Source organism: Stenotrophomonas sp. S39 (genome assembly GCF_016624665.1).
Taxonomy (GTDB): Bacteria; Pseudomonadota; Gammaproteobacteria; order Xanthomonadales; family Xanthomonadaceae; genus Stenotrophomonas.
Genome location: NZ_JACVTT010000118.1, coordinates 1 through 11,671 on the forward strand (window position 1 = coordinate 1; position 11,671 = coordinate 11,671).

An 11,671-nucleotide genomic window follows, 5' to 3' on the forward strand; every position below is an offset into this window, starting at 1 on the left:
GACCAAGCCCCCATGGATGGGTTTACGGCGTCCCCCTCAACCGGACCCACCCCGCCAACCCACGGAGTGCCCGCTTCTGCTGTTGACGTTGACGTTGATCCAAAGCAGGTGCAGGGCTGCAAGCCCTGCAGGACAAACGCCTACCGCGTCTGCCCTTCGCCGCGAACCACGAAACGTTCGACCGTCAGCGCTTCCAGGCCCATCGGCCCATACGCGTGCAGGCGCGTGGTGGAAATGCCGATCTCGCTGCCCAGCCCCAGCTGCCCCCCATCGGAGAAACGCGAGGACGCGTTGACCATCACCACGGCAGAACGCAGCGCGTTGACGAAGCGCTCGGCATGGCCACTGTCTTCGGTGGCGATCACTTCGGTGTGGTCGGAGGTGTAGGTGCGGATGTGGGCGATGGCGGCGTCCAGATCATCCACCACCCGTACCGCCAGCACCAGGTCGAGGAATTCCGCCGCGTAATCCTCGTTGGTGGCGGCCGTGCTGCCCGGCAGCAGCGGTTGCGCACGTGCGTCGGAACGCAGCTGCACGCCACGTTCGCCCAGTGCCTGCGCCGCGCGCGGCAGGAAAGTGTCGGCCACGTCCTGGTGCACCAGCAGCGTTTCCAGCGAATTGCAGGCCGCCGGGCGGCTGCACTTGCCATCCACCAGCAGGCCGATGGCCTTGTCCAGGTCGGCGCTGGCATCCACGAACAGGTGGCAGACACCCTTGTAGTGCTTGATCACCGGCACGCGTGCATGCTCGGCCACGAACCGGATCAACCCTTCGCCACCGCGGGGAATGGCCAGGTCGATCAGTTCGTGCAGCTGCAGCAGCTCCAGCATCGCCTCGCGGCGCAGGTCGGTCAGCACGGTCACTGCGGCCGGCGGCACGCCATTGGCCTGCAGGGCCGCAGCCAGTGCCTGGGCGATGGCGGTGTTGGAATGGATCGCCTCCGAGCCGCCGCGCAGGATCACGCCGTTGCCGGCCTTCAGGCACAGCGCCGCCGCTTCGGCGGTCACGTTCGGCCGCGCTTCGTAGATCATCGCGATCACGCCCAGCGGCACGCGCACCTTCTGTACGCGGATGCCGTTGGGGCGCACGTCGTCGCGGGTCACCTGCCCCACCGGGTCCGGCAGCGCGGCCACCTCGCGCACGGCCTCGGCCATCGCGAACAGGCGCGCCGGGTCCAGGGCCAGGCGGTCGAGCATCGCGCTGCCGACACCCTTCTCGCGCGCCGCCGCCAGGTCACGGGCATTGCCGGCCAGGATCAGCCCGGCGTTCATCTCCAGTGCCTGGGCCATGGCCTGCAGCAGCGTGCCGCGTGCGGCGCTGTCCAGGCCAGCGACCACTTGGGCCGCGTCACGGCAGGCACGTGCCTGCGCTTCGATTTCACTCATGGGGGTGTCCTGCAGTCCGGTCATGGCAGTACCAGGTCGTCGCGATGGACGACGGTACCGCCGTAGTTGTAGCCGAGCACGGCCTGGATGTCGCGCGAATGGCGGCCAGCGATGCGGCGCACATCATCGGCGGCGTACTGGCTGACACCACGGGCGACGCAGAGGCGGCCCTGCGGCGTGTTCCAGCACACCTGCACCATGTCGCCGCGGCGGAAATCGCCATCGGCGCCGGTGATGCCGCCGGGCAGCAGCGAAGCGCCCTTCTCGCGCATCGCCTGCGCCGCACCGGCATCGACCAGGATCGCGCCGTCGGCCAGCGGTGCATGCCGCAGCCAGTGCTTGCGAGCGGCCTCACGGCTGCGCGCGGCATGGATGCGGGTGCCGAACAGGCGATCCTGCGCCAGCGCGCGCACGACATCGCCGCTGCGGCCATTGAACAGGTAGGTTTCGATGCCAAGCCGGCCAGCCTTGGCCGCGGCTTCCAGCTTGGTCCGCATGCCCCCGGTACCGGCACGCGAACCGGCGCCGCCGGCCATCGCCAGCACCGTGTCATCCAGCTCGGGGACGTCATGCAGCGGGCGCGCGTCGGCCACGGTGCGCGGGTCGGCGCTGTACAGGCCGTCGATGTCGGTGGCGATGAACAGCGCATCGGCATCGACCAGCGCGGCCACGGTGGCGGCCAGGTTGTCGTTGTCGCCCAGCTTGAGCTCGTCCACCGACACGGTGTCGTTCTCGTTGACCACCGGCAACGCGCCCAGCCGCAGCAGCTCGGTGAGCGTGGCGCGTGCATTGAGGTAGCGACGGCGGTTGCGCAGGTCGTCGTGGGTCAGCAGCACCTGCGCCACCGGGCGCTCGAAGAAGCGCTGCCAGAGGCCGATCAGCTGTGCCTGGCCCAGCGCGGCCAGTGCCTGCCGCGCAGCCATCGCTGCGCCGGGCTCATCGGCACGCGGCAGGATGGCGCGGCCGGCGGCGACCGCGCCGGAGGAGACGATGACCACTTCGCGCCCGGCCAGCGCGTTGGCCGAAACGAACTGCGCCAGGCCCAGCGCATGCCGCGGCGACAGGCCACCGCCATCGGCGGCCAGCAGGCTGCTGCCCACCTTGAGCACGGCACGCCGCCACGGCGGCAGCGCTTGTTCGGGGAACGGCGAGGCGACGTGGGTGGCGTGCAGAGTCATCAGGTGCGCCTCAGCGGGTGTTCCATTCGTGCACGGTCAGGTGCGAGGCCTGCATCGTCACCAGCGGATCAGTGGCGACGATGGCCTGTGCATCGGCCAGGCTGGCCACATTGCACAGCACGTAGGCGCCGCCACTGCCATCGGTGAATCCGCCGGTCAGCTGCAGCTGGCCCTGCGCGCGCAGCGCATCGAGGAAATCCAGGTGCGGCTGCACGGCGGCGGCGTTGAAATCGGGCCGGCGCATGGCCAGCACCAGGTAGACGGTGCCCGCCATCAGGCCAGCGCCTGCCAGCGCGTGCGCAGTTCGTCCAGGCGCAGGTCGGCGGCCGAACCGGGCGACACGCGTGCGGCCAGGCTGCCTTCCGGCGTGCGGCCCTGCCCTGCGCTGTCGGCACCGGCCGCGGCGGCCTTGTAGGCTTCACGGAACGGCACGCCCGCAACGGCGGCTTCGACGGCGACGTCGGTGGCGTACATGCCCGAATCAATGGCCGCGCGCAGCTTGTCGTCACGCCATTCCAGGTTGGCCAGCAGCGCCGGCAGCAGTTCCAGCGCGGCCAGGCCGCGGCCGAAACCGTGGAAGATGGCGCCCTTGGACGACTGCAGGTCGCGGTGGTAGCCCGAGGGCAGCGACAGCAGCTGCTCGATCTCGGTGCGCGCGGCGGCGACGCTGGCGTGGGTGGCACGCATCAGCTCGATCACGTCCGGGTTGCGCTTGTTGGGCATGATCGAGCTGCCGGTGGTGTACTGCGCCGGGAGGGCGACGAAGCCGAACTCGGCGCTGGTGAACAGCGACAGATCCCAGGCGATGCGGCGCAGGTCCAGGGTGGCGCCGCCCAGTGCTTCCAGCGCAGCCAGCTCGAACTTGCCACGCGACAGCTGCGCGTAGATCGGCGAGATCTGCATGCGCGCAAAGCCCAGCGCGGCCGTGGTGTGTTCGCGGTCCAGCGGCAGGTTCACGCCGTAACCGGCGGCAGTGCCCAGCGGGTTGGCATCGACCAGTGCGTGGGTGTCACGCGCACGCACGGCATTGTCGATGAAGGCTTCGGCCCAGCCGGCCCACCACATGCCCGCCGAGGACACCACGGCGCGCTGGATGTGGGTGTAGCCGGGAAGCGGCACGTCCTTCTCGGCCTGCGCACGGTCCAGCGCGACCTTGGCCACTTCGGCGCTGAGCTGGGCAACGCGCTGCAGCTTTTCCTTCAGCCACAGGCGGGTGGCGACCAGGATCTGGTCGTTGCGGCTGCGGCCGGTGTGGATCTTGCGGCCGGCATCGCCCAGGCGCTCGGTGAGGCGCGCTTCGATGGCCGAGTGACCATCCTCGTACTGCGTATCGAGCACGAAACGGCCTGCGCGGAAGTCCTGTGCCAGCACCTCCAGTTCGCGCAGCAGGCCTTCCAGCTCGTCGGCGCTGAGGATGCCGATGTGGTGCAGGCCCTGCGCGTGCGCGGCGCTGGCGGCGATGTCGTGCAGGAAGAATTCGCGATCGAGGATCACGTCATCGCCGGCGAGGAAGGTCTGGATCTGGGCGTCGACGGCGACGCCGGGCTTCTGCCAAAGAAGGTCTGCCATGGGGGGCTCCGGGAAGGCGGTGTCTGGGCGGTATCAGTGCGGGATCGACGTCAGTTCGTCGATGCCCAGCGCGAGGTTGAGGTTCTGCATGGCCTGGGTGGCGGCGCCCTTGAGCAGGTTGTCCAGGGTTGCCACGACCACGACCCGCTTGTTGCCCGGGGCCAGGGTGAAGCCACCCACCTGCGCGCCATGGCGGCCGGCGATGCGGCTGACCCACGGCGCTTCATCCACGATCTCCACCAGCGGCTCACCGGCGTAGGCCTGCTGGAAGCGCTCGACGATCTGCTCGCGGGTCTGCGCGCGGTTCAGCCACAGGTTGGCGGTGAGGGTGATGCCACGGAAATGCGGCGCCACGTGCGGCATGAACTCCACCGGCACGCCCAGCTGCGCCGACACTTCGCGTTCGTGCATGTGGTTGGTCAGCGCGTAGGGCATCAGGTTGTCGGCCAGCAGCTCGGGGTTGTTCTTGTCCGAGGGCGAGGTGCCGGCACCGGAGTAGCCGGACACGCCGAAGCACTGCGGCGGGCCGGCCAGCAGGTCCAGCAGCGGATGGATCGCCAGCTGCATGGCCGTGGCGTAGCAGCCCGGGTTGCTGATGTGCTTCTGGCCCTGGTAGCGGCCACGGGTCAGCTCCGGCAGGCCGTAGTACCACTGGCCGTCGAAGCGGTAGTCGGCCGACAGGTCGATGATGACGGTGTCCGGCTTGGCCGCCTGCAGGGCGGCCACGAAGGGGGCGGCCAGGCCATTGGGCAGGGCCAGGATCACCGCGTCCACGCCCTTGGCGGCCACGGCATCGGCGTCCAGGTTCTCGTAATGCAGCTCGCCGTGGTACTCCGGGTGATGATCGGCCAGGCGCTTGCCAGCGAGCTCGCGCGAAGACACGAATGCCAGCTGCAGGCGCGGGTGCGCGGCCACCAGCTTGATCAGCTCGGCGCCGGTGTGGCCGCGGGCACCGACAATGCCCAGGGTGAAAGTCGAATCGTTCATGCGTGATGGTCCAGGCGGTGCTGCAGGTGGCGCTTCACGCCCTGCCATTCCGCGTCGATGATGGAGAAGATGACGGTGTCGCGCGGCGTGCCGTCGGCATGCCGGGTGTAGTTGCGCAGCACGCCGTCCTGCTTGGCGCCCAGGCGGGCGATGGCGGCGCGCGAGGTGTGGTTGAACCAGCTGGTTTCCAGCACCACGCTGATGCAGCCCAGGGTTTCAAACGCGTGCTGCAACAGCAGCAGCTTCGCCTCGGTGTTGACCCCGGTGCGCTGCACGCGCGGGGCGTACCAGGTGTAGCCGAGGCTGAGCCGGGGCACGCCCGGCTCCAGCGCATAGAAGCGCGTGCTGCCGACGATGTCGCCGGCCGCATCGCGGATCACGAACGGCAGCACCTTGCCTTCGGCCTGCACGTCCAGCGCGGCCTGCACGTAGTGCCCTGCCTGCTCCGGCGACGGCACCTGGGTGTACCAGAGCTGGTCCAGGCCGCTGCCTTGCAATGCCGCCGCCAGGCCGGGCACGTGGTCACGCTGCAACGGCTCCAGCATCACGTGCTGGCCGCGCAGGGTGGGAACGGTGGTCCAGGCGTCGGCGTGGCTCATCGCACTCAGTCCTGCAGGCTCGGCGGGCGCGCCGCGCAGTGGTCCACATAGGTCTTGATGCGGTCGATGCCATCGGCGCCGAACCAGAACACCTTCCAGGTGTTCTGCTTGTAGCAGCCGTCGGACTCGGCGTAGTAGAAATGGTTGATCGGGTTGCCGTTGCGCGAGCGCCAGAACAGCTGCGGGGTTTCTTCCAGCATCACGTTCCAGACGGCACGCCCCAGGCCCTCACCCTGCGCATCGTCGAGCACGGCGAACTTGTCCAGGTACACGCCTTCGGCTTCGTCGGTGAGGATGACCGCGGTGCGGTAGTTCTCGCTGACATAGGCGCGCAGCAGCTTGGTCTTCTCGAAATAATCCGGCACCAGGGTGCGGCCGAAACTGGATTCGATCAGGCCCTTCAGGCGCGGCAGGTCCAGTTCGTCCCAGCCGGTGGCGCGCAGCACTTTCTCGCCCTTGCGCACCAGCGTGCCCGAGCCCTTGTGGGTGAACAGTTCCTTGGCCAGGTCAGCCGGGCGGGTGATCGACACCGACGATTCCAGCGGCAGGCGATCGAGCAGATCCTTGATCTGCTCGATCTTCACCTTCATGCCGCCGTGGATCCACGGCTGCGCGATCAGGTGGTCGTATTCGGTGGACAGGTTGATCGAATCGATCACGCTGCCCGACTCGTCCAGCAGGCCGCCGGTGCCGGTGAGGAAGATGATCTTGTACGGCTGCAGTTCCTGCACCAGCTCGTTGGCGGCAAAATCGGCGTTGACGTTGAGGATCTGCCCGCCAGCGGTCTCGCCCAGGCTGGTGATGACCGGGATCGAGCCGGCGCGCAGGCTGGCCTCGATCGGGGCCAGGTTGACCCGCTTCACTTCACCGACCAGGCCGTAGGTGTCCACGTCCAGGTATTCGGCTTCGAACACGCCGCCGGTGATGGATGTGGCGCGCGCGCCGTTCTGCTGCAGCGCCTCGACCAGGCGCAGGTTGGACTGCTGGAACACGCGGCGCACGATCGCCAGCGCTTCCGGCGACGTCACCCGCAGGCCGTTGACGGTCTGCTTGTCGATGCCGGCGGCCGACAGTTCGGCATCCAGCTGCGGGCCGGCGCCGTGCAGCACGATCGGGGTCAGGCCGACTTCCTGCAGGAACGACAGCGAGGAGGTCAGCGCTTCGAGATCGTCGCGCAGCACCGCGCCGCCGACCTTGACCACGGCGAAGCGCTTGGCGTCCAGCTGCGAGAAGCGCTTGAGGTACTGGCTGATCTCCTTCGCGCTGGCCATGCTGGAAAGCAGGCGCACGATGGTCTGGCGGGTCTGGCGGTGGGGCTGGAGGGCAGGAGACATTTCGGTTTCGTCAGAAGGTAGGTATCAGGCGCCGGCGGCGATGATGCGGTGCACGGCGTCGGTATAGCGCTGCAGCTGGTCCAGCGTCACGAACTCATCGGCGGTGTGGGCCTGGGCGATGTCACCCGGCCCGAACACCAGCGTGGTGTAACCACCGGCGGAGAACAGCGAGGCTTCGGTCCAGAAGTCCACGGCGTTGCCGATCGGCAGGTCCAGCGCATCGGCCACGTCGCGCGCCAGCAGGCGGCGGTGTTCCGCTTCGGCGATGTCACCGGCCGGCAGGCTGGGGCCACGGAAGGTTTCGGTGAACAGTGCGGCGTCCGGTTCGGCGAAACCGGCAAAGGTTGCCAGCAGCGCATCGATGTCCATCGACGGCAACGGGCGGAAGCCGAAACGCACTTCGGCCGCCGGGGCGATCATGTTGGCCTTGATGCCACCCTCGACCCGACCGATGTTGAAGCGCAGGCCGGTGAGGCCGCCGAAGCGCGCCGAGGCCAGCGATTCCACATGGTCCAGCGCGCGGTTGCCCCAGCGCATGGCCTGGTGCAATGCACTGGCGGCCGCATCCTGCTTGCCCGAGGCATGGCCGGCGCGGCCGGCAAACTGCATCAGCACCGAGCTGATGCCGCGGTGCGCCAGCACGGCCTCGCTCATGGTCGGCTCGGCCACCAGCACCGCTTCGTACGGCAGGCCACGGGCCAGGAACGCAGCGATGCAGCGCGGGTCGTTGGCTTCCTCGTCGCTGGAGAACAGGAACGCAGCATCGCCCTCGCTGGCGTTGGCCGCGGCCACCAGCGCCGCAGCGGCGCCCTTGATGTCACACACGCCCAGGCCGACCACGCGGTCGTCCAGGCGGCGCATCACGTGCGGGTCGGCACTCCAGTGCGGCGAATCGGGCACGGTATCCAGATGCACGTTGAACAGGTACTTCGGCGTGCCGCGCACGGCATACAGGCTGACCGCACCGGCGCCGTGGTCGATCACCTCGACGTTGAAGCCGGGCAGGTTTGCACGCAGGTAATCGAAGATGCCACCGGTGGTGATCGCACGCGGCGGGTTGCGGGTGTCGAAGGACACCAGGGCCTGCAGGTGATCGAGCGTCTGTTCAAGCATGAATCAACAATCCTGTGGGATTCCGCCGGGCATGGCCCGGCGCTACCGTGATGCGTCTGGTGGAGAGCCCCCTTCTTGTTGAAGGGGGCGCGCCAACGGCGCGGGGTTGAGGCGGAATGCGTGGTCAACCGCTCAGCGGTTGACCTGCGCGTAAAGCGTCGAGCTCATGCCGAACAGCTTGATGAAGCCTTCAGCCTCTTCCACGCCCCAGTCGGCCGACTGCGCGTAGGTGGCACCCTTGGTGTTGAGCAGGTGCGGCGACTTCACGGCCACCGCATCGACGCGGCCGCCACGGGTTTCCAGCACCACTTCACCATTGACCTTGGCCTGCGAGGACTTCAGGAAGGCCTCGATGTCGGTCTTCAGCGGGTCGTGGTAGAAGCCTTCGTACACCAGCTCCACCCACTTGCGCGCCACGTCCGGCTTGAATCGGTTCTGCTGCTTGGTCAGCACGGCGTCTTCCAGGGCGCGGTGCGCGGCCAGCAGCGAGACCAGGCCCGGTGCCTCGAACACGATGCGGCCCTTCAGGCCGATCACGGTATCGCCGGTGTAGACGCCGCGGCCGACACCGTACGGGGCAAACAGCTTGTTGAGCTGGGCCAGGATCTGGTCACCCGGCAGCGCATTGCCGTCCAGTTCGACGGCTTCGCCTTCGACGAACTTCAGGGTCACGGTCAGGGCCTGTTCCGGCCACTCGCTGCGCGGCGAGCACCAGCCACGCGCGCCTTCGCCCGGGGCTTCCCAGCGGTCGATCTCGCCGCCGGACATGGTCAGGCCCAGCAGGTTCTCGTTGATGGTGTAGGCCTGCTGCTTGGCGCGCACGCCGAAGCCGCGCTCTTCCAGGTACTTCTGCTCGTAGGCGCGGGTCTGGGTGTGTTCCTTCTGGATCTCGCGGATCGGCGCGATGATCTGGTAGTCGCCCAGCGCCTTCACGGCCAGGTCGAAACGGACCTGGTCGTTGCCCATGCCGGTGCAGCCGTGGGCGATGATGTTGGTGCCCAGTTCGGCGGCACGCTTCAGCGCGGCGTCGACGATCAGGTAGCGGTCGGAGACCAGCAGCGGGTACTGGCCCTGGTAGCCTTCGCCGGCCCACACGAACGGCTTGACGAAGCCTTCCCAGATGGCCGGGCCACCGTTGACGGTCTGGTGGCTGGCCACGCCCAGCTCGGCAGCGCGCTTCTCGATGAAATCGCGCTCCTCATCATCCACGCCGCCGGTGTCGGCGAACACGGTGTGCACGTTGTAGCCACGCTCCTGCAGGTACGGCACGCAGAAGCTGGTATCCAGGCCGCCGGAGAAGGCGAGAACGACGTCTTTGTTGCTCATGGGGATCAGGTCCACTTGGGGGATGGGAATTCGGTAGAGCCGACCGTTGGTCGGCTGGAATGTTGGATGCACCGCTGCGGGAGCAGCCGACCAACGGTCGGCTCTACCCTTTGTTTGACCTAGCGCCCGGCAACCGCCGCCATGATCGCCTTCTGCACGTGCAGTCGGTTCTCGGCTTCGTTGATGGCGATGCACTGCGGCGAATCCATCACGCCGTCGGTGGCCTTGACGTTGCGGCGCAGCGGCAGGCAGTGGCTGAACACGCCGTTGTTGGTCAGCGCCATCTTGCGTTCGTCGACGATGAAGTGCTTGAACTGGTCGCGGATCGGCTTTTCCGGTTCCCAGTTGCCGAAGAACGGCAGCGCGCCCCAGCTCTTGGCATACACGACGTCGGCGCCGGCGTAGGCGCTGTCGATGTCATGGCTGATCTTCAGCGAACCACCGCTTTCGGCCACGTTCTGCTCGGCCCAGCCCATGTAGCGGTCGTCGAGGATGTAGTCGGCGGTCGGGCACAGCAGGGTCACGTCCATGCCCATGCGGGTGGCGATGGTCAGCGCCGAGTTGGCCACGGCGGTGTTCAGCGGCTTGGGGTGGTAGGTCCAGGTCAGCACGTACTTCTTGCCGCGCAGATCCTGGGTGCCGAAGTGTTCCTGCAGCGCCATCACGTGGGCCAGTTCCTGGCACGGGTGGGTGATGGTCTCCATGTTGATGACCGGCACCGGCGAGTACTTGGCGAAGCTGTTGAGGACGATGTCCTGGCGGTCGTACGCCCAGTCCTGGAACTTGGGGAACGCACGCACGGCGATGATGTCGCAGTAGCGGCCCAGCACCTTGGCCACTTCCGCGATGTGCTCTTCCGTGTCGCCGTCCATCACCGTGCCGAGGTTGAACTCGATCGGCCACGCATCCTTGCCCGGCTGCAGCACCACCGCGTGGGCGCCGAGCTGGAACGCGCCCAGTTCGAAGCTGGTGCGGGTGCGCATGGACGGGTTGAAGAACACCAGCGCGATCGACTTGCCCTTGAGCTGGTCGCCGAGCTTGTTGCGCTTGAACAGCGCGGCCTGGGTCAGCAGCGCGTCAAGATCGCTGCGGCTCCAGTCCTGGGTGTTCAGGAAGTGCTTGGGGGACATCATCTTTCCTTGCGTGGCGGCGCCGGGGGTGCGGCGCGGTGGAAGGGAGAACAGGGAACAGGGTGGGACGAAAAAGTTTCAGATGAAGCTTTCGGAACATGCATTTTTGAAGCGCGGAAACGAAAAAACCCAGCCGGGAGGCTGGGTTTTCATCGGACGAACAGCAGAAAGCTCCGGTTACCCAGCGAGGATGTGGGGTTCCGGTCGACGGGCACGCGACGTCATGCCAGTGGCCTGGCGGGCGGCGCTGCTGTCGTGCTGGAAGTCGGTGAGCTTCATGGTCGATTATCTTTGCATGGGGGCGGGGTGGGCGCAAGACCCTACCCTGCCGGCAGCGCATGGCCCCGGCCGGTCAGGGGGAACTGGCCGCCGCCTGCTCCGGGCCCACCCAGGGGGTGATCGAGACCCGGATCTTCAACCGGTTGCCGGGGTCCTCCGGCAGCCGCGAACGGTATTTGGTGCCCTTGTAGACGTAGTCCACGTCATAGGCGATGGGCCGGCGGAACTCGCGGCCGACCGGCACGATCTTGCAGTCGCGGGTCAGCATGGGGCCATTGTTGGCCGGGGCCGGCGCCGGATTCTCGGCGACCACCTCCTGGGCGGCCTCCTCGTCGCTGTGCTTGAACATCGAGCGCACCGAGTCCCAGAAGCGACCGATCCGCCCCTTCTCCTCCACCGGCTCCTCGCCGGTCACGTTGACCGGGGCCAGGGTGCGGGTCGAGACCGGCTCGCAGTGCTCCTCGGTGCGGGTCGCGCGCAGGGTCTGGAAGACCGGCTCGACGTTCAGCACCTGGGCGTAGTCGAACTTCACGTTCTCCACGATCACCACCCGGTTGCGCGGCTCGGCCTCCTGGGCCTGGGCCACGACCGGCGCCGCCGACAGGCAGGCCAGGGTCAGCAACGCGGTGGATTTCATTGGCGATGGAAGAAAGGACACGGCGATAGTGTAGGCAGTGACGACCGCGAGGGGCTGAACATTACCCGTCCGCGCAGCTCCTGCCCCCCCCGCGGGGGCCCCCCCCCCCCCCCCCCCCCCCCCCCCCCCCCCCC

The 11,671-nt window shown here is 67.9% G+C and carries 11 protein-coding genes; all 11 read right to left on the reverse strand.

The annotated features are described in order from the left end of the window. Window positions 1-140: 140 nt before the first annotated feature. Window positions 141-1,409, reverse strand: a complete 1,269-nt coding sequence (locus IAE41_RS20210) for a glutamate-5-semialdehyde dehydrogenase (RefSeq protein WP_200734335.1) — start codon at window positions 1,407-1,409, stop codon at window positions 141-143. Further along, window positions 1,406-2,563 carry a glutamate 5-kinase gene (gene proB, locus IAE41_RS20215; protein ID WP_200734336.1) on the reverse strand — a complete coding sequence of 386 codons (1,158 nt, stop codon included), beginning with the start codon at window positions 2,561-2,563 and terminating at the stop codon, window positions 1,406-1,408. The genes IAE41_RS20210 and proB overlap by 4 nt, the downstream gene beginning before the upstream one ends. Before the next feature lie 10 nt (window positions 2,564-2,573). Continuing rightward, window positions 2,574-2,837: a YciI family protein gene (locus tag IAE41_RS20220; RefSeq protein WP_079222514.1), complete on the reverse strand. Its 264-nt coding sequence runs from the start codon at window positions 2,835-2,837 to the stop codon at window positions 2,574-2,576. Continuing rightward, window positions 2,837-4,132, reverse strand: a complete 1,296-nt coding sequence (gene argH / locus IAE41_RS20225; RefSeq protein WP_200734337.1) for an argininosuccinate lyase — start codon at window positions 4,130-4,132, stop codon at window positions 2,837-2,839. Before argH ends, IAE41_RS20220 begins: the two co-directional genes overlap by 1 nt. 33 nt (window positions 4,133-4,165) lie before the next feature. Further along, window positions 4,166-5,119 carry an N-acetyl-gamma-glutamyl-phosphate reductase gene (argC, locus tag IAE41_RS20230; protein WP_200734338.1) on the reverse strand — a complete coding sequence of 318 codons (954 nt, stop codon included), beginning with the start codon at window positions 5,117-5,119 and terminating at the stop codon, window positions 4,166-4,168. Beyond that, complete coding sequence (locus IAE41_RS20235) at window positions 5,116-5,718, reverse strand: GNAT family protein (protein WP_079222517.1); 603 nt, start codon at window positions 5,716-5,718, stop codon at window positions 5,116-5,118. Before IAE41_RS20235 ends, argC begins: the two co-directional genes overlap by 4 nt. A 5-nt stretch (window positions 5,719-5,723) precedes the next feature. Beyond that, the gene (locus tag IAE41_RS20240; protein ID WP_079222518.1) at window positions 5,724-7,052 is read right to left on the reverse strand and encodes an acetylglutamate kinase; all 1,329 of its coding nucleotides are present in this window, start codon (window positions 7,050-7,052) and stop codon (window positions 5,724-5,726) included. 24 nt (window positions 7,053-7,076) lie between these two features. Then, entirely contained in the window at window positions 7,077-8,165 is a 1,089-nt protein-coding gene (locus tag IAE41_RS20245; RefSeq protein WP_200734339.1) for an acetylornithine deacetylase, read from the reverse strand. Between the two features lie 132 nt (window positions 8,166-8,297). After that, window positions 8,298-9,491 (reverse strand): argininosuccinate synthase, encoded by a 1,194-nt coding sequence (locus IAE41_RS20250; protein WP_200734340.1) that lies wholly within the window; start codon window positions 9,489-9,491, stop codon window positions 8,298-8,300. A gap of 119 nt (window positions 9,492-9,610) precedes the next feature. Further along, window positions 9,611-10,621 carry an N-acetylornithine carbamoyltransferase gene (locus IAE41_RS20255; RefSeq protein WP_108769376.1) on the reverse strand — a complete coding sequence of 337 codons (1,011 nt, stop codon included), beginning with the start codon at window positions 10,619-10,621 and terminating at the stop codon, window positions 9,611-9,613. Between the two features lie 352 nt (window positions 10,622-10,973). Then, window positions 10,974-11,537 (reverse strand): hypothetical protein, encoded by a 564-nt coding sequence (locus IAE41_RS20260; RefSeq protein WP_108758200.1) that lies wholly within the window; start codon window positions 11,535-11,537, stop codon window positions 10,974-10,976. Between the last annotated feature and the right edge of the window lie 134 nt (window positions 11,538-11,671).

Excerpts from the sequence above, each read along its gene's own strand:
- IAE41_RS20210 (WP_200734335.1), bottom strand. The coding sequence starts at position 1,409 with ATGACCGGACTGCAGGACACCCCCATGAGTGAAATCGAAGCGCAGGCA.
- proB (WP_200734336.1), bottom strand. The coding sequence starts at position 2,563 with ATGACTCTGCACGCCACCCACGTCGCCTCGCCGTTCCCCGAACAAGCG.
- IAE41_RS20220 (WP_079222514.1), bottom strand. The coding sequence starts at position 2,837 with ATGGCGGGCACCGTCTACCTGGTGCTGGCCATGCGCCGGCCCGATTTC.
- argH (WP_200734337.1), bottom strand. The coding sequence starts at position 4,132 with ATGGCAGACCTTCTTTGGCAGAAGCCCGGCGTCGCCGTCGACGCCCAG.
- argC (WP_200734338.1), bottom strand. The coding sequence starts at position 5,119 with ATGAACGATTCGACTTTCACCCTGGGCATTGTCGGTGCCCGCGGCCAC.
- IAE41_RS20235 (WP_079222517.1), bottom strand. The coding sequence starts at position 5,718 with ATGAGCCACGCCGACGCCTGGACCACCGTTCCCACCCTGCGCGGCCAG.
- IAE41_RS20240 (WP_079222518.1), bottom strand. The coding sequence starts at position 7,052 with ATGTCTCCTGCCCTCCAGCCCCACCGCCAGACCCGCCAGACCATCGTG.
- IAE41_RS20245 (WP_200734339.1), bottom strand. The coding sequence starts at position 8,165 with ATGCTTGAACAGACGCTCGATCACCTGCAGGCCCTGGTGTCCTTCGAC.
- IAE41_RS20250 (WP_200734340.1), bottom strand. The coding sequence starts at position 9,491 with ATGAGCAACAAAGACGTCGTTCTCGCCTTCTCCGGCGGCCTGGATACC.
- IAE41_RS20255 (WP_108769376.1), bottom strand. The coding sequence starts at position 10,621 with ATGTCCCCCAAGCACTTCCTGAACACCCAGGACTGGAGCCGCAGCGAT.
- IAE41_RS20260 (WP_108758200.1), bottom strand. The coding sequence starts at position 11,537 with ATGAAATCCACCGCGTTGCTGACCCTGGCCTGCCTGTCGGCGGCGCCG.